6 protein-coding genes are annotated in these 19,496 nt (G+C 60.0%); 4 read left to right on the top strand and 2 right to left on the bottom strand.

The window, feature by feature from the left end; translation table 11 throughout:
• Window positions 1–85 precede the first annotated feature (85 nt).
• Entirely contained in the window at window positions 86–7,153 is a 7,068-nt protein-coding gene (locus L6D63_RS00340) for a TcdA/TcdB pore-forming domain-containing protein (RefSeq protein ID WP_131671003.1), read from the top strand.
• Between the two features lie 99 nt (window positions 7,154–7,252).
• Window positions 7,253–14,221, top strand: coding sequence for a TcdA/TcdB pore-forming domain-containing protein (locus tag L6D63_RS00335; RefSeq protein ID WP_236170258.1), 6,969 nt, complete (start codon window positions 7,253–7,255; stop codon window positions 14,219–14,221).
• Between the two features lie 63 nt (window positions 14,222–14,284).
• On the opposite strand, the gene L6D63_RS00330 is transcribed toward L6D63_RS00335, so the two are convergent.
• Entirely contained in the window at window positions 14,285–14,881 is a 597-nt protein-coding gene (locus L6D63_RS00330; protein WP_047291049.1) for a MarC family protein, read from the bottom strand.
• 237 nt (window positions 14,882–15,118) lie between these two features.
• Here L6D63_RS00330 and L6D63_RS00325 point away from each other — a divergent pair, with 237 nt between their 5' ends.
• A complete protein-coding gene (locus tag L6D63_RS00325; RefSeq protein ID WP_041068162.1) occupies window positions 15,119–15,901 on the top strand; it encodes a hypothetical protein in 783 nt (260 codons plus the stop codon).
• Window positions 15,902–15,970: 69 nt separating this feature from the next.
• Window positions 15,971–16,651 (top strand): hypothetical protein, encoded by a 681-nt coding sequence (locus L6D63_RS00320; protein ID WP_131671005.1) that lies wholly within the window; start codon window positions 15,971–15,973, stop codon window positions 16,649–16,651.
• Between the two features lie 49 nt (window positions 16,652–16,700).
• On the opposite strand, the gene L6D63_RS00315 is transcribed toward L6D63_RS00320, so the two are convergent.
• A complete protein-coding gene (locus L6D63_RS00315) occupies window positions 16,701–19,475 on the bottom strand; it encodes a hybrid sensor histidine kinase/response regulator (protein WP_047291051.1) in 2,775 nt (924 codons plus the stop codon).
• Between the last annotated feature and the right edge of the window lie 21 nt (window positions 19,476–19,496).

The raw sequence follows: 19,496 nt of genomic DNA, 5'->3' as shown, positions 1-19,496 counted from the left end.
TGCGAAGTCCCCATTCGTTAACTTTGCTGCCATTCAAGTGCCTGTGTGCGCTCATGATGTCGGTCAGAATAACGGAGGAACTTTCATGCACGATCAAAGATTTAAAGATGCCAGTGGTTATGTCAGTTTTATCAATCTGTTCAAACAGGCTGATCTCGAACAAGCCCTGTTGGTACACCGGGACAGTGACGTTTATCCGTCAGTGTGGCGCTATTACTTTGCATGTATCGGTTTGCTCAATTCCCCGCGAATAATTGAACCCCTGACATTACTCAAGCATTCCCTGGAACAGTTGATCGGCGTGCCGCGTGTGCGCCGTGACACGCCGGGCCAGTCTGAACCGCCGAAAAGCGCTTTATCGGGCATTTACAACGCTATTCAGGCGTTCGAGACCCGTCTGCGAAACAGCGAGATTTACGCGAACACTGCCGCCACTCCGGTTGTAAAAAATCTGCATTTCGTCTGGCTGGGCGGTGGCCTTGGCGAGATTCAGCGTGACTATCTCAACCTCTGGAAGCAGGTATTGAGCGGGCAGGGGTACAGCCTCAATCTCTGGTATGACAATGACGCGCTACTGGCCTGGCAAACCAATAAGTTGATCGTCGAGGCCGCCAAGGCTGACGCCATGCAACATGGCGGTAGCGAGCGTATTACCGACACCAGGCTTGGGACGTTGTACGAAGAGCGGGTCATCGTTCTCAAGCAGCAGATGTTCATGCACATCAATGAGGCGCTGGAACGAGGGCAATCGGCGGATGAAGCGCGGATCGACTTGTTGTCCCGCGCCTACGGCCAGGACGCGGAGCAACTGGAAGCCTTGATCGAGCAGAACCGGCGCAGTCTGCTCGATCTGGCAGGCGATGATTTGCAGTTGCGTGACTTGCGTGACCTCGACGCACCGCTGCGACTGCAAGCCATCTACGATCGCGAGACCCGCTTGCGCGGAAATCTGGCCGCCGCCTCTGACGTGGTGCGGGCCGAGGTCTTGTACGAGGAGGCTGGCCGCTACGTGGATGTCGATAACTTGCCGCCTCTGGTCAAAACCCTGGGCGGGGTCGACATCAGTGCGTTCGGCGGCGACGCGCGCCTTGGCGTTCTGCAACTGCTGCTTGATCACAATCCGCACTGGATGCCGGGACGCCAGGCATTGCGCGACCGATACACCGATTATCGGGGCCGGATTCCCGACGAACACCGCGCCGCGCTGGAGGCTTTCGCCCGGCAGCAACCGGCACTGCACGAGGTGTTCCAGGCGCCGGCCGAACTGCTGGTGCGCCCGCAGGACTTGCGCGCGGTTGCCGTGCAGGAAACGTTGAGCAACTCGTTCCTGATGGCTCATGCGCAATCGCCAATGCTTAACAGCGTGATCGAGCGGTTCCGGTTCAACTATGAGGCCATCGACCAGACAAACCGCCTCGCCGCCGAACGAGGCGTCGCATTGACCGATTTCGAGGGCATGACAGAGCTGGCGCGAGAAGTTCTCGAACAGGCATTTGGCCCTCTGGCCGAGCTGTCGATGACCGAGGACATGGCGGCCAGCTTTTTGATGTTGGCCATCGCGGGCTACTTCAGTGACGGCATTCGCCCGCAGAGCGAGGGGACGATTTATCTGACCGGACCTGGGGCGATGCGCGATGGCATGGCCGACTACGAACGGCGCAACTTCGTTCCGCGCGAGGTGGAAACCTTGCGTGTGGAGGCGGCGATCGAGCCGCTGTGGATGGTCAACGACAAGACCGAGGAAGAGCTGGACCACTCTTGGAAAAACAACGCCGTTGATGTCGAGCGGTGGGTGCTCGACGAGCAGCGGCGCTGGCAGGAAGGACATTACAGCGCGCGCTACAGCGGTGATGTAAAGGCATTGCTGATCCAGCAGAGCATAGCGTTCGAGGAGGGCTGGCCGGTTATCGAGGGCCGGCCAGTGCTGTTGACGGATGTGCTGCAACGGATGATCGACAGACTCGGTGAACCGTTCGTGGCCGCGATGCGTGACGGACATAACGGCTCATTATGGTTTCCCGACGGGGCGGGGCTCGGCTTCGATGATCGCCAGGCCATCAAGGCCCAGCCCGTCACTTTGCAGGCTCCGGCGTCGCTCAGCGATGCGCGGATTCAGGGGCTGGCGCTGGATGAGTTGCTAAGCGGCATTGCCGAGGGTTCGCTGTCGTTCTTCCAGATCAGTCCGTTGCAACGGGTGGTGTTGGGACAGATGCTCGGTGCACACTCACTGGATAACTCAAGTCTCAGTCAACTTGCCACCGAGCTCGACAATCTGGCCAACAGCGTTGCCGAGGTAGGGGCGTCGGTACGTTATGCGGCCATTGAACGCCATCTGTATCAGCAGCGGGCCCCGCAGTTCATGGCCGGTCTTGCCAGTCATGTCGATCAGCCGATGGTGGCGTCGGACAGCGCGTTGACGCTGAAGCGGGCCGCGCTGTCGCAGGCGTACACGCTGTTTCAATGGGGGCGTCATGTTGCCCATATTCAGACCGTTGCCACCCGCGAGCATCGCGAGCAGGTGATCCTGCGGCTGGGTCAGGTGCTGGGACAAATCGAAGCCAGTGACGTCAAACTGGTGCCGCAGGATCTGTTGCTCGAAGGGCCGGGCGATCCCGGTGGCCGCTGTTACCCGCTGGCGCTGATCATGAGTGCTGCTCTGGAGCAGGGCGTGGCGGCGTCGCGACGATTGCGCGAACGGTTCTTCCTGGCCTCTGCCGAGCCGCAGCAGCACGATTCAATGGTGTTTCTGGAGGCGCTCGAAGAGTTGCACGACGTGCAATTGCACGACATCGGCAAGCCGTTGGGGCGAGTCGATCTGCAACGCCTCGGCACCACGCTGGAGGCGTTCGCCAGCACGCGCACGCTGATGCTCAACTCGGACAATCACGCCATGCTGGTGGCGAAAACCTTCAAGGGTGGGCACGCCACCTATCACTTTTATGATCCCAATTTCGGCGTGTTCGAGTTCAGTCAGCCGGATCAGTTGCAACTGGCACTGACTGACCTTTTTCACAAGCAGGGCATGGCGAAATACTATGCGGCCTATGGCGACGACGCGCGTCCGACGTTTGATCTGATCGAGCTGCAGGGGCAAAAGATATCGGCCTTGAATCTGTCCGGCGGATTTAGCGTCGGACAATTGCTGGAGTCCGACAATGTGCTGCCGGAGCAGGCACAGCGGCCCATCCGTCGGCGCCTGAACAGTGCCCGCGGCCATTCGCTGGTGAGCAATCCGCACCTGGGGCGCAGCCTGCGCGATCTGGACAGTCACTGGTGGGGACAGCAGATTGCCCAGGCGACCGACGCTTTACAGGACTTGCATGCTTCAGCAAAGCCGTTGGTGCCGTTGTTCGAAACCCTGGAGATAACGCCCGCCGGCGAGTACCGGATCAACCTGATCGATCCCGCGCAATCCGAGCATGTGGTGCAGGTGGTCAGCAGCGATCATCGCCTGCTGCGCATCAGAAATTATCTGTCCGAGCAGTTTTCGGTACTGGGCACCCGAGCCACGCCGCAGATGGTTGAGGCTGGTGCCGTTCACACCCTCAATACCGGCTTCACGATCCAGGCGCTGATGAATGTCTTGCGTGGACGAGAGGGCGATGACCGCACCTTGACCACCGCCGTCAGGTTGCATGCCTACGTCAATTACGCGCAATTGCTGCACGGCAATGTCACCGACGTCGCCGGTCTGCTCAGTCTGATCAAGACCGCACTCAATGAAGAGAAAGTCATTGCCCGTACCTGTGCGCCAGTGGTGGGCGAGGCGCTGGGACATGTCGCCAACGAAGGCGTCGGCGCGGTGCTGGGGCTGGCCAATGTCGGTTTCGACATCTATCAATTGGCGACGGCAGACAACGAGATCGAGCGCGCGCAGTTCGGCACTCAGTTGGCCTTCGATGCCACCAGTCTGGCGTTGACTGCCGGTGGTCTGGGAGCCGCCACGGCGGGCGCGGCGACTGCGGCAGCCGTGCTCGGCGGCGCCGGGGTGGTTCTGGGCGGATTGGCTGTGGGTGTGGCGGCACTGGCTCAGGGGTTCGCCAGGATCGCCGGGCAGGCGCAGGAGGTCGGGTTGTTTTTCGACGCTCTGGAGCGGGCCTGTCGCGGTGTCGGTTATCGTTATGACGACGGGCTTGGGGCGTGGGTCGCTCATCCTTCGCTGGTCGTTCGGAGCCTGGACTTCAATCGCGCGATGTTGGTCCTTGACAGTCCGAAGGTGTATCGGCTGCGCGACCATTTCGGGGTGCCGGGTATCAATCCGGATGATCAACAAGCGCTCGATCTGCGGCGTGAACTGGGGCTACCAGGTTACATCCGCTTCGATCCGCCGAGCACGCAATTGGTTGTCCTGCCCTGCACGCCGACCACCTACTACGGGTACGAATACAAGGCGCTGCCGTTCTCGACGTTGCGTCACGACACCGGTTTCGATACGGCCCGCAAGCTGGAGAAAAAGGATGCGGCAGGCCAGTGGCAGTTCCTGTTTTCGTTCTACTCTTTTCCCGCGCACTACATCATCAACCGTCTGATACCGTCGTATCGCTCAACCGTGATCGAGGTGCGGCTGGATGCCCGTGAGCGTGCGCTGGCAGTACCCATGACGCCGCCGGTCTGGCAAGACAAATTGTCATACCGCATCGAAGGAGCGGGTGGTGTCTGTTCGCTGATTCTCAATCGTGGGGCCAATCTCCAGTTGCAGTCTCCCAGCCTGCAGCTGTGTCACTGGAAGTTGTCCGCCGCCTGGGCCACCGAGAGCGATGTGCATATCGAAGCCGGCGGGGTGCTTTCGGTGGGGGGCGTGAAGGTGACCTTCACCGGCAGAGGACGGCATGACGTCACGTTGCAACTGACCGGGCGACAAACGTTCAAGGTCAACCGCGGTGACGGACGACTCGACGTTCTCGAGCAGGACGCGCCCGCCGGGGAGCATGAGCAATCGCTGCTCACGCACTACCAGACGCTGGCCCGGGAGCATCGGCTGGTGATGCCTTACACGCCGGTTCATCACTTTCCGATTCCTTTCGAGCCCGAGGAGCGACCGCGCTACACCACGGCCTGGTACGACGCTGCCAGGGATCGCTTTCTGTACATTCGCAATGAAGAGGTACTCGCGGCCGATGAAATGCTGCTGGGCGCCGTGGTCGACGATTCTGCGTTTTTCTACGAGACGCACAACTACGATATCTGGCAGGTCGATGCCGTCAGCGGTTTACTCGAATGCCGCTACCGACTGCTGGTGATGAAGGGGCAGTGCAGCGTGCGGCGTATCGATGTCGATGCCCAAGGGGTGATTCACATCGAGCAACAATGTCTGGGCGCCGATCAGCAAGTCACGCAGTTCAATTACCTGATCCGTGAGGGCCAGCTGCAGCTGGTTGCGGTGACCCGAGAGATGGACCGAGACTTGGGCCAGCGAGTGTTCGCCAATCCGACCCTGACACATTGGTCGGTGGTGTTGGGTCACTATTTCCCGTTATCGCCGGTGCCCGAACGCGCAGGCGTCACCACCGTCGACTGGCAACCGGCCGCTTACGTGTCGGTGTGCTGGAAGTTCAATCCGGACAAGCGCGATCTGGTCTGGATTCGCAGCCGTGACCTGTTGTGCATTCATCCGTTTGCCTCTGGGCGTCACCGCGGCTGGGCCGATTCGATCAAGCATCTTGATGAGCTGTTGCTGCTGCCGGTCAACGATGAGCACACGCTGTTTTTCATCTACGACCGGCTGGCGCAAAAACTGTGCAGGGTGCAACGCCGTGTATCCGCAGGCAGCGAGCGCTGGCCGGCGCAATGGACGCATCAATGGCTTCAGCCTGATGGACTGAATGACGTGGTGCCGGTACAGGACGGGTATCTGGCCCTGACCGATGACGGCTTGTTCTTCAATCTGACCGCCGAGGGTGAAGTGCAGCTGGGTGGCTTGAGTGAGCGCTGGCTCAAGGGGCGGGCCCAGTGGTGGCAAGCATTGGAAGCGCTGGCGGCGAAATACCCGGTCGACAGTTTCGCCATTCTGGGGCTGCGCAACGCCAGCGGTGATCGCAACCTGTGTGCCTGGTACGTGGATAACCGCGTGCTGTTGTGCGACCCGGGGCACGACCGGGAAATGCGCCTGCTCGGCGTGACCCCGGACAATCAGGCGGTCTGGCTGTTCGACGTCGGCAGCGGTCAGGTCTGGCGTCAGCTGTTCTTCGACAGCCGGCAACTCGCAGCAGCATTCGGCGATGGCGCACAGCTACTGGCGAGCGCGCTGCTGCCCGTACCGCAACCCGAGTGGGACAACTGGCGGTTCAACACCGTGAGCAGTGACGGTTCCGGTCTGCGCGGGACGTCCGTCAACGGCGTGTCACTCAAGCTGCCTTATCAGGAAGCTGAACGAATCATGGGCGTCAATCAGCGCTGGGCAAGCGAACACGCGCAGCATTTGGCAGATTCTCTGCAGGCATTGCTGGAGACTGCCGAGCATGCTCCCTACATCGCCGTGGAGTCCGGCGCGGGCAAACTGCAGTGGTTCGACGCGGCGAATGCACAACTGATCCGGATCGCGGGCCAGGACCTGCCGCACGATTGCGAATTGCTTGGTACGCGCCATCAGCATGTGCTGTTGCACGAGCGCCCTGCACACCGCGTCTTCGTCTACCCCGGTCACGAGAGCATTGGCCCTTTCGAATATATGCGGCGCGACGCCCAGGTCTTGGTGGTCGAGGGTCAGAAAAAAGTCGAAGACCTCTTGCCACTGATCGCTGATGACGTGAGTTGTCTGGTGTTGCGCGTGGGGCAGGGCGGTGTGACGTATCACCTGTCCAAGGCCTGTTGGTTGCGGCTGGAATCGGTCATCGTCGATTGTCGTCCGCCACTGGGCGAGGTGCCGATGATTCCCGGCAAGCTGGTCTGGGCGCTGGACGCTCCGCAAAAACTGCAACTGTCGTTTGTCGACGAGCACTTGCTGATCGTCGACCCGGATCGCCAGCACAGCCTCATCCTGAGGGATGTGTGCTCGACGGATCCGGCGATGCGCGGCGACGTCTTCCTCGGCTTCGAGGGCAAGCGCTCCCATGCGGTATCGAGTCTGGTGCAAAGGCTGCGTGAAGTCGTCGAGGTCGAAGATGCCGACGGCAGTGCAACGCTTGCGCAGTTGCTGGGAGCCGTGCCGGCCTGACGCAAAGTCCTGGTTGGTTTTTCAAGTTTGTTTTCTCTCTGTGTCGCGACGGCTGATGTCGTCGTGATGCGTTCGCTTGGCTGAAAAAAGGAAATTGCATTGAATACTACGGATGAAATCTATATGGGCACGGTGTTCGCCGATCATGTCGCGCGCGCTGAACTTGAGTCGGTGAGTGGCAGCCTTGGCGAGGCTCCCTTGCGCTACTACGACGCCGCTGCGGCGGCTCCCAGTCTTTCAGAGCAACTGATAGCGGTCAGGTTGCTCAAGGGCGCGATGGAATCAACACAGCTGGATTCTTCGGATGCCCAGGTCAAGACGCTGCGCCTGAAACTGAGCGACTACCATCGCCGTCTGACCGCCACCTTGGAAATGCTGTCCGCTGGCAAACCGATACCGCGCATCATGCATTTTGTCTGGGTCGGTGGCAGTGAGGTCGGACCGAACCAGCGTGACTACATGAACATCTGGCGCAAAGTGCTGGCGGCGCAGGGCTATGCATTCAATCTCTGGTATGACAGTGATGCACTGCTGGCCTTTGAAATGAACCGGGTGATTCTCGACAGCGCTCGTGTGCACACGATGGAGTCGCCAGAGGCTGCAACGGCATCTCCGAGCAAGTTGTCGAGCATGATCGAAGACCGCGCCAGAGTGCTCAAGCAGCAGATGTTCGATTACCTGAATCAGCCGCGCTGGGCCGGGCGTGCGGACGAGGCGCGGATCGATCTGATGGTGCGCGGTTATGGCAAGGACCGTGTGACGCTCGAAGCCTTCCGCCAGAAATGTCTGGACTCGCATCAGGCCATGGTCGGTGAGGATCTGCGCCTGCGCGATGTTCGGCAGGAGTTTGCCAGTCACTTTCTGGCAGACGTCTACCAGCGCGAAGTCGCCATGCGCGGCAATTTTGCAGCAGCCAGTGATGTGGTGCGGCTGCAGGCCGAGTTTTTCGAAGGTGGGCGGTACAGCGATATGGATTATTTGCCACCCCTGATCGAAAGGCCGGGCGGCGTGGACATCAGTGGCTTCAGTGACCGCGCCAGGATCGGTGTCCTGCAGCTGCTCCTCAACCATGATGAAGCTTTGATGCCGGGGCGCGACCGGCAGCGCTATGCCGACAGAACCGGACATATTCCCGCCGAACATCTTGAGGCACTGAGCGCCTTCGCCCGAAGCAAACCGGGTGTGGAGAAGATCTTCGCTTCGCCATTGCCGGTGTCTTTGCCCAAGGATGCCATGCGGCGCGGCACCGCCTTTGGCAGTCCGACGGCCAATGAAATGAATGCCTATATTCTGGCTCACTCTGGCAGCGGCATGGTCAATGCGAGCATGCAATTGATCCGGGCAAATTATGACTGCCTGTATGAGGTTGAGCGCCGCATGAGCCTTGCGGGCGTGACACGATCAGATGAGTCCTCGGTCCGGAATATAACGTCCGAGGTTGTACTTGAAGCCCAGGCTGACGGGCGCTTGCCGTCGACCGCCAACTTACCCTACAAACTCACCGCTGCCATCCTCGGTTATTACCAGGACGGGATTCGTCTCGACGCCTTGGGCACCATCGACATGACCGGACCCGGCGCGCTTCAAGGTGGCGTAATCGGCTATTTCGAAAGAGACCTGCAACGTGAACACCTGCCGGCGATTCGTAAATATCTGAAGCAGGTCGAGGGCTTCAACGTCTTCACCGAAGAGGAAATGATCTCCGGTTGGGCAGTAAAAGGTACCCCCGAAGACTGGCTGGCAAAAGAACATGAGAAGTGGAGCTCGGGCAAGCTCAAGTCGCGCTACGCCGGCAATCTGTCCGATTTGCTGAAAGAGCGGACGCTTACGTTCAAACTTGGCTGGCCGGTCATCGAAGGCAAACCGGTGTTGCTGACGTCGGTCCTGCAGCAACTGCTGGATGATCTGGGTGAGCCGTTTGTGCGGGCGATGAATGACCGATTGACCGGTGATGTTACGTTCAACGCCCCCATCCGCCTTGGTTTTGATGCCCGACAGCAGGTGCTGAACCAGTCGACCGACGCTGTTCCGACGTCCATCGGGGCGGAGTCCCTGGGCAACCTCAATGAGGCCTTGGCGCGCATCGCTGCGGGCAAGTTGCCACTGGAACAGTTGAGTCCGTTGCACCGGGTGATGTTCGGGGGCCTGTTCGGCGCCGCGACGCTGGACCAGACCGGGTTCGCTGAGGCATGGGCAACCACGGTCGCCTTTGCCGAAGATACGCGGGACCGCGGCTTGGTCGCGCGCTATGAAGTGATCGAGCAGACCCTGCTCAGTCGCGATCCTGCAGCGGTCCAGACGCGAGTCAATGCATCGGAGCGCGAATTGCTCGGCCAGAACTCCAGAGCGCTGAAGGCCCAGGCATTTGCCGAGCCGATCAGCGTACGGCAATGGCGTGAGTACGTGAGTCGGATCGAAGTCGCTGCCATGCAGGAGCGCCGGGCTTTGATCCTGTCGCGGGGGGCGGCAGTGCGTGAGGCGTTTTTTCAAGCGGGTGCGCACACGGCCAGACAGTTGCCACAAGACTTGTTGGTGCGCGGTGCGGGCGATCCGGGTCGACGCTGCTATCCGCTGGCGCTGATCATGGCCGCCGCGCTGGAAAAGGGCGCTTCGGCGGAGCGTGCGCTGATCGGTAAACTGGCGCTGGCCAATCTCACACCCGACGCGCCACAAGTCCATGCACTGCTCAAGGTGCTGGACGAGTTGCGTGGCGTACCCATGGCGCGGTTCGGCGAAAAAAGACCGGCGGCGAACCTGGCCGCTGTGATGCAGGCGCTGGAAGCGAAAAGCACGGCCGGCAGCCTGTTGCTCAACACCGACAATCACTCGATGCTGGTGAGCAAGGTCGTGACGCAGGGCGAGACATCCTATCGCTTCTACGATCCGAACTTCGGGCTGTATGCGTTCGCCCGGATCGAGGCGCTGCAGCAAGGGGTTCAGCGCTTCGTGCAGGAGGAGTCGATTGCCAGGCTTTATGGTCTGGAACAGGCGGCTGCGAGCATTTTCGAGGTCATCGAGCTCGACGGCGCAAATATTGCCGGTCATTCGTTGCCTTCGGATATCCGCGTTGAACATTTGCTCAGTGGTGACCCGCTGGGCGGTGGGCGTGCCGTCGAGCCGTGGAGTCAGCATGCCGCGTTGCGTGCGCGTTCCCTGTCAGAGAACGCGCGTCTGGGGCAGGCGTTGAGCAGTGTGGACAGCCACAAGTGGGTACGGACAATCGAAAGCGCGACCCTGCGGTTGCAGGACCAGCATCAGCTGTCCCGTGACTTCGTGCCGGTGTTCGAGTCCCTGAAGAGCGCTGCACAAGGGCGCAGCGAAATCACCTTGGTCAGTGCCAGTGATCCACAGCGCACACGCACGGTGCAGACCGATGACCCGCGCCTGTCCGGAATCAAGTCTTACCTCAGCGATACATTTGAAGCGTTGTCCGGCAGACGCGCCGGGTCAGCCGTGATCGATCCGACGGACGCCGGTGCGGTACACACGCTCAATGCCGGATTTGCCATTCAAGCCTTGCTGCTCGGGTTGCAAAGTGCCGAGTCCGGGATGGGGGCGACGGCGCTGACATCGGCAGTGCGTATCCACGGTTATCTCGCCTACGCGCAGATGGCACATGGGCTTGTGGTTGACGCCGCACAACTGCTGAATCTGGTGCGGCATGCTTTTAGCGATGGTCTGCGGGTAGCCAAAACCACCTCGTCGATCGTCAGTAATGCACTGGGTAACGTATTGAACGACGGCGTCGGAAGCGTCTTGCAACTGGCCAGCATCGGCTTCGACATTTATCTGTTGGTCAATGCACAGGACGATATCCAGCGCGCGGTCTATGCCACTCAGTTGGCATTCGATGCCGGCGGGCTGGCGCTGGGTGTCGGCGCTTTGGGCGCGGGTATCGTGGGCGCGGGGACGGCGGCGGCCTTTCTCGGCGGCGCCGGGGTGATTCTGGGGGGGCTGGTGGTGGGCATCGGCGCGCTGGTCGAGGGCTTCAGTGCCAGGACCGAACGTGGGAAGCGGATCGGCCGGTATCTCAATGATGTGCATGCGGCCTATCGACCGGAAAGCCATTCGGTACAGGGCGATAGCTACATTGCCAATCCGTGTGCGGTCTACACCGGCCTTGATTTGCGCAACGGACTCATTACCTTCGGCGGCCACAAAATTTTCGCCGCGGAAGACTACCACGCTCTGCAAAAGCCCAGGATCATCGGGGATCGCAGCAAGGCCTTCAGCATTCGAGAGGCTCTCGACCTTCGCGACTCGATTTCCTTCGATACGGCGCCGGGTATTGAAAGCGTCGTGCTGCCGAGTGTGCCGGAGTGCTTCCTGGGCTTCGTCCATGAAGGTCTGCCTTTTGCGACAACGCTCAGAGAAGACATGGAAACGGCGTTGGCTCTGGAAAAATACAAGCGGGCAGGCAAGCAGCAATTCTGGTTCAGCTTTTACCAGGCACCGACCGAATACATCATGGAAAAAATGGTGCCCAACTACGTGGAAACCAATGTCAGCGTGGCGATTGGCCCCGATCAGCGTTTTCTGCACATCCCCCCATTGCCGCAGGAGGTGCACGGTTACCTTAGCTATGACATCGATGCCTCCGGCGGACACTGCTCGATCACCCTGGCCGAGGGCGTCAAGTCATTGCGCCTGCAGGTTGCATCCGACCATGCGATGACATGGTCGCTGCGTGCCCCGTGGGTGAGTGCGGCGGCGGTGAAACTGGAGCAGGACACGTTTCACCTGGGCTCGATACGGGTGCAGGTGCCTGCCAGGCATGTTGTGTATCTGCAACTCAAGGACGGTATCTATCAGATTGGCTGGGCGACGGGAACCTTGCTCTTCACTGAACTCGACGCGGTCAACGACGCCGACGCTCAGGCCACACGCGAGCACCTGCGCGAACTCGCGCGCAACCAGCGTCTGGCCGACAGCCCGACGGTCATCCGCAATTACCACGATGCCCTGACTGGCGTTCGTACCACTGCCTGGTACGACCACACCGAAGATGCCTTGCACCTGGTGCGGGGGCTGGATCTGAAGTACGCGGCGGATATCTGCATGGGACCGAAGGTCGGCGAGGAGATGTTTTACTACTGCCCGGTGCAGGGATTTATCTGGCGCACGGATCTGGTGACCGGGCAGATCAGGCGCATTTACCGGTTGATGAATATCGATTCGAAAAACAACCCCTGCATTGTTTCCATTCAGCCTACGCCAGAGGGGCTGCTGCAGGTGGTCCAGCGTTTTGAAGACGCGATTAAAAATGTCTACAAGATGACTTACCTGCTCGGTGAAAATGTCCTGTCCCTCATTGCTATTTCCGATATGAATCCAGGCCACCCGTCGCTGATTCTCGATGGGCGCAGCAATGTGGCGGAGTTTCTCCAACGGCACAGCTACCTGTTCCATGAAGCGCTGGATGAGCAGCGGGTGGAGTTCACGCTGGGCGCAATGATTAAGATCCACGCCTTGGACGAGAACTTGCGCAAGGCCACCCGAACGTGGGTGCGCAGCGACGATGAGCGCTTGATTCGACCCCTGTTGCGTAACGTTGAAGGCTCAGCGGATTTTCATGATTGGGAGCTGCTTGATCCGCTTCAAGTGGCTGGCGATGGCGATACCGTGTTGTTTCATCATCTGGGTGATCGTCTGGTTTATCGCCAGCGCATCGCCACGGCGGATCAGGCACCCGAGACGTTTGCGCAAAGTGTCTTGCCGCTCAAGGTGCAGCGGGTGCACCGCCAGCATGGGCAATACCTCTTGCTCACAGATGACGGCATGTTGTTCCAGATGAGCAACGACGGCAAAACGCGTCTGGTGGGCCTCAATCAGGCATGGCTGTCGGCGGAGCAGCTGCGTAGTGTCGGCGGATTCAGGTGGTGGTACACGGTCGCGACCGGCATTCAGAAATGGTCAGCCGAGGGTGTGGAGGTCGGAGGCATCAGTGACGCAACGGGCAAGACACCGCTGTATGTCGTGTATCTGGATCAGCAGTTCCTGATTGCCGACACAGCGGGCAAGGCCCTGCGCGTGTTAAGGCTGACGCCTGACAAAAAAGCGGCGTGGATGATGGACCGGGCAACCGGGCGAATCTATCGTCAGCCGGTCATGGAACCGGAGAACCTGGCGGCGGCATTCGGTTCGGGGACACGTCTGCTGCAGGCGGACTTGCTGCCACCGATGCAGCGCGTCATGCCGCGGCACACGGTTGCCTGGGCCGTGCCGCATGGATCAGGTCTGCGCGCCCGCCGGCATGACCATGTACTGGTCGATCTGATCGACGGAGAGCCGCCGCGTATCGTCGGCGTGGAGGTCGAATTCTTCAACGGCGCCGATTCACTTCAGGCACGGGAAGAAAAGCTGGCACGATTGCTCGCAGGTCAGCACAGCGCTTCTTACCTGACGGCGGGCAGGCGTGGTGATCTGTGCAGCTGGTATGACGTCCCTGCCGGTCGCCTGCTCAGCGCCACGGCATCAGGCCAGGAATGGCCGCACTATCTGGGCCTGGAGAACGGTCAGATTCCGGTGTTGCATGACCCGGTGACGGGCCGGTTGTTCAGCAACACCAGAAACGACGACACTCGCATGGATGACGGGATGACCGTGCAAGAGGTCAGTCGAGTGGCCAGTACGCTGGTCATTGATGGTATTGGCTCATCGGGCAGGATGGCGCCGATTCCGGATGGCGTCGATACGCTGCTACTCAAGTTCGCACAATCCGCCGGTTACATTTCGCTGGACCGACAGACGTGGGATCGGCTTGATTGCCTGATCGTCGACTCCGCAGAAGCAGGCATTCATCTGCTGCTGAGGCTGGAGCCGATGCATCGGTGGCTGGTCTCGGCCTCCGGCGGTCACTTGCTGCTGACGGATCCCGACTCGGGGAGCAGTATTGTTTTGCGTGACGCCTCGAGCGCTGATGCGGCACGGCAACAGCAGGTGATATTCGATATTCCTTTACCTGACGCGCTCTCGGTGACCGTCAGCCTGGAGGAGCTGATGAGTGCGATGTCCACCGAAACCTTGCTGGAGCTTGGTGCGCTGCTCGGCCTGTCCAGCGATCAATAAGTCATTCTGCATGGACTGATCAGATCGGGCTGCGGGTATTCTTCTTCCGCAGCCCGTTTTCGTTCAGGATCCCAGGTAGCCCTTGATCCCGGTAAAGATGATTTGCGCCGCCAAGGCACAGACGAAAAGGCCCATCAGCCGACTGACGATCTGCAGGCCCTGATCACCGAGAACCCGTTCAATGTGATTGGACAGGTACAGCACCACGCCGACGGTGAAACTGGCCAGCGTGATACTCATGATCGCGGTCAGTTTATCGTCCCAGTGCGGCTGGCTGACGCCCATCACCAGCAGGGCGCCGATGGTGCCCGGGCCGACGGTCAGCGGGATGGTCAGCGGAACGATCGTCACGTCCTGCTGCACGTTGTCACTCTGCACCACCGGCTTGCCCTGGGCCATGCCCAGCGCCGAGATGAACAACACGCTGCCGGCACCGATGCGGAATGCGTCCGCCGTGATCCCGAACACATCGAAAATCACCCGCCCGAACAGGTACAGCAAAACGCTGGACACCAGCGTGGCAATCGCCACTTTCCAGGCCAGGCGCCGCTGCTCCTTGCGCGAGTAGCCACGGGTCAGGCTGATGAAGCAGGACAACACGAAGAAGGGGCTGTAGAGCACCAGCATCTTCAGGTAAACGCTGAATAACACGTGGAGCATGGTGTTGGCTCGCGGCGGCAGATGGACAGGGCGGAGTCTATCAGCCGGTTTAATTTTTGGGGGGATGGCGAAAACAAATATCCTCGGAGTAACTGAACAAGTTGTAGTTTGAAGTGGGTGTTTTCGGTTCTTGTTATTAGCAAGTTACATGTTCTGGTTTGTGGTTTTTTATTGTTCTGTTTATTGTTCTTTCGCGGGTTCAAGAGGAGCTCGTTTTTAATTAATAAGGATTTGATAATGAATATTCATGATGTTGAAGATTGCGCCGTTGCTGAGTGTGTCCACCGCTTGCAGAGTTATGAACTGGACGGCGCGGCTATTCGTCCTCGTGGTCTTTCGCTGCCGGCAATCGAAGAGCCGGGCAAGGGTTCCATCGTCGGTGAAGGCATTCTGTCCTTTACCGGAAACTTGAGTGAACAGAATCGCGAAGATGTGCAACACGCGTTCCTGTTCGCCACGCTGGTCGCCAACAAGAAATATCCGTACGAATATCAGGGCAAGGAATGGTACTACCTGTTTCTGCAAGTGATGACCGATGCCGGCTGGCTGCCAACGAGCAAGTATTACAACGACATGAACATCGGCGGTAACACCGTCCGGATGGATCAACTGGTGCTGGAGATCCTCGGCAGCGTCGTGGCCGGGCTTGCTGTGCCGGGCTCGGCTTCGGTGTTGATGCTGAAAGTCGCAGGTGACGCGATCACTGCCCTGAAAAAGCGTGAAACCGCGCTGACGCTGTACGAGCGCAACATGCTTGAACATGGTGTCGGCGGTATGGCGGCAGGCACCTGTACCGAAATCAATGGCGAAGTCACCATGGCCCTGGGGACTGTTCGATTCATCCGCAAAAACACGGCCAAACAAGTGTTGTTCATGGATTGGGATTCGCGCGAAGTGAAACTCTATCGGGGTGATTCGGTATTCCGCAAAGTGCCTTCGATCGTCGAGCAAACCCGCGATACCATCCGCGTCAAACTGGGTTTGAACGCAAAAACCAAGATCGAGGATTACGAGATCTGATTGAGTGTTATTGATAGGGCGGCCGTTATCGGTCCGCCCTTTTTTCATTGAGGGTTGATAATGACTCGGTTGTATAAGTTGTTGGCAGTGGGGCATGCTGTTTTGGCGTTGCCGGAATCCGGGCACAGCTCGGATTATGATGATCTCGTCCAATCAAGTCTGTTGGCGCAACTGGTCGCCAATAAAAAAATAGAAGACGCGAAAGTTGAAAGTTGGTACGACGCTTACATCGCCGTGCTGGATGACTTCTGGGTGCGAAGCCTGAAGTCGCGCGAGGATTTTTCTGTCGCTCAGGCAGGAACAGGGTCGGCGCTGGAGTGGGCCTCGACAGTGTTGGCCAATAACGCTGGCAACGATCCGGCACTTGGCGGGCTGATGGCATATGCGGCGCGAATCACTGACGGTGTTTCGGCGGTGCAGACGTTGCCCGAGCCGCCTGGCGAAGCGCTCATGCAAACGCCGAGGCCTGCGCTTCAGGTGGTGCGCCTGCTGGCCGTTGCAGCGCAAAGTCCGACATCGATCAGCAGCCTTTATCTTGAGTTCAAGACGCGACAGACGCTGGCTGCCAATCCGTGGTCGCAGCGTTTCGCGAGCGCTGAAGTCGAAGGTCCGGTGTGCGTGCGTTATGCGCGAGCGACGCTGTCGCAAACGCTCTACGCACTATCGCGTCAGGCCGTGGCGCGAAAGCTTGGAGATCGACTGGCGCAGAACGTGGCGCCATTGGCTGAGGCGATCGAGCTCGGTGTCTGAGGCGGATTGCCTGGGTGCTGCAAGCGCTTTCGGGCGATGAACGGAATCGTCAGAATGTCGAGGCCGTGCGGTTCTGCTGATCACGCTGGGCCACCCAGTGCTCGATCAGCTCACGCAGTTGCGACAACTCCACCGGTTTGGCCATGTGCCCGTCCATCCCGGCCTGGCGCGCGCGTTCCTTGTGCTCGGCGAGGATGTGCGCGGTCAGCGCGACGATCGGTGTGCGGGTGCGCTGATTGCTGACTTCCCATGCGCGCAATTGCTGGGTCGCCGAGAAACCGTCGAGGATCGGCATTTCGCAGTCCATCAGCACCAGGTCGTAACGCTGAGCCTTCATCGCCTGCAGGGCTTCTTCGCCATTGCTGGCGGTGTCCGGTTGCAGGTTGAGTTTGCCGAGCATGCCGCGAATCACTTTGGTCGAAATCGTGTTGTCTTCGGCGACGAGAATGCGGAAATCGCTCGGCACCTTGGCGGCGGTGGCGGGCGTGACCACTTGCGGCTGGAACACCACCTGGCCCTTGTTGCGCTGGTTCAACTCGTCGGCCAGCGTGGTCTTGAGCGTGTAGCCGGCCACCGGTTTGGCGAGGATGCGTTTGATCCCGGAGTTGCGCGCGATGATCTTGCTCGGCGCGTTGCTGATACCGGTGAGCATGATCAGCAGGATATCGTGGTTCAGGCTGGGGTCTTCCTTGATCTTGGCCGCCAGTTGCATGCCGGTCATGCCGGGCATGTTCTGGTCCAGCAGCACCACATCAAAGTAGTCACGCAGATGCGCCTTGGTGCGCAGCAGCGCCAACGCTTCCTTGCCCGAGGGCACCGCGCTGACGTTCAAGCCCCAGGCGCTGCATTGCTGCACCAGCACCTTGCGGCACGTGTCGTTGTCGTCCACCACCAGCACGCGCGCACCTTGCAGCGGGCCGTCGAGGTCGGAGGTCGGGTGTTCGAGACGGTCAGGGTCCAGTGGCAGGGTCAGCCACAAGGTGCTGCCCTGATTGGCGCCGCTCTTGATCCCGAACTCACCGTGCATCAGGCGGATCAGTTGCCGGGCGATCACCAGCCCAAGGTTGCCACCCAAACGGTTGGCCGAGAGGAAGTGCTTGCTGTGCAGCTCGGCGTGCAGCAGCGCCTCACGCTCATCTGCCTCCATCGGCTGGCCACTGTCCTGCACGGCGATGCGCAGGCGCGGCTTGACGCTGCGCTCGTCGAGGGCGACGACGATCAGCACTTCGCCTTCGTCGGTTTTTTTCAGGGCGTTTTCCAGCAGGCTCAGCAGGGTCTGGCGCAAGCGGGTCGGGTCGCCGCTGATCACGCGCGGCACCTGTGGCTGGATGAAACTGATCAGCTCGACGTTCTGCTGTTCGGCCTTGGCCCGGTAGATGCTCAAACAGTCGTCGATCAATGCATTGAGGTCGAACTGCACATCATCCAGTTCGATCTGCCCGGATTCGAGCTTGGAGATGTCGAGGATCTCGTTGATCAACGTCAGCAGTTCGTTGCCGGCACTGTGGATGGTTTGCACGTAATCACGTTGCTTGACCGACAGCGGTGTGCCCAGCAGCAGCTCGGTCATGCCCAGCACGCCGTTCATCGGGGTGCGGATTTCGTGGCTGATCTTGGCGAGAAATTCGGCCTTGGCGTTGATCTCGGCGTTGCTGGCGGCGAGGTCGCGGCTGATGCTGAAACGGCTTTCGGTGATGCTGCGCTGGCGTTCACCCAAGGCGATGCTCATCAGCAGGCCACTGATGCAGATGAAGCCCATCAGGGTCATGATCAGGCCTTGCGGCGCCACCAGGGTCAGCCCCAGCAGGGCCGGCAAAATAATCAGCGTGCCGATGTTGAACACCACCATCCCGGCCACGAACAGCCGCGCCGGACGGTAACCCTTCTGCCAGTGATAGAAGCCGACCAGCAACATGCTCAGGCCGGCCAGCGCCACCAGCGCGTAGGTGATGATGTTCAGCGGCAGGGTGTTGACGAACAACAGCAGCAGGCTGCAGATCACGATGAACAGAATGTCGCCCAGCAACAGTTTGTTCAGCGGGTGCGGGCCCAGCGGGGCGAAGAAGCGCAGGGCGAACATCAACCCGGCGGGGGCGGTCAGCAGCAGCGCCAGATAAGCACCCGGCGTCTGGATCGCGTGCCAGTTCGGCAGCCACGGGCCGGCGAGGTTGAGCAGCAGCAACAGACTCAGGCCCAGCAGGCCTTCGCAGACCGCCAGCCACAGGCTGCTGCGCGAGCGCGAGTAGGCATAGCGCACAAGGTTGTGCAGCAGCAACATGCCGAGGCAACCGAACAGCAGGCCGAAAATCAGCGTCTGGTTCTGATTGGCGGCACTCATCACCGCCGATTGCAGGGTGATGTGCGGGCGCAGCTGATGGTCGGAGACCATGCGCAGATAGATGTCGAGTGGCTTGTCGCTTTGCGGCAGCGGTAGCAGGAAATCGCTGCTGGGCAGTGGTCGCTCTGCCTGCGGCTGGTGGGTGCCGGAGAGGCGTTGCTCGATCAGCTTGTCGCCGTCCAGCACGTACAGGCTGAGGCTGGACAGGTCGGGCGCAAAGATACGCAGCACTTGCTCGTGCTTGCCCGGCGCCAGTTTGAAACGCAGCCAGAGTGCGCCATCGGGCTCGGCCGCCGTGAGGCGATCCAGTTCGATAGGGCTGAATTGATTGGTGTAGCGAGTCGAGCGGATGTCGCTCAGTTGCAGATTGCCCTGATCGTCAAGCAATACCGACCAGCCACTGCCTTGCGCGGCCAGCGCCGGAAGCATGCAGAGCAAGGTCAGCAGCGTGACGGTGAAGCTTATGGCAATCCTGAGCCAGCGCACGGCGAAATCCCTTCGTAGGTT

The organism is Pseudomonas parakoreensis (assembly GCF_021602155.1).
GTDB classification, from domain to species: domain Bacteria; phylum Pseudomonadota; class Gammaproteobacteria; order Pseudomonadales; family Pseudomonadaceae; genus Aquipseudomonas; species Aquipseudomonas parakoreensis.
Note: the sequence above shows the minus strand (reverse complement) of the source record. Positions and strands in the feature narration are given on the sequence as shown.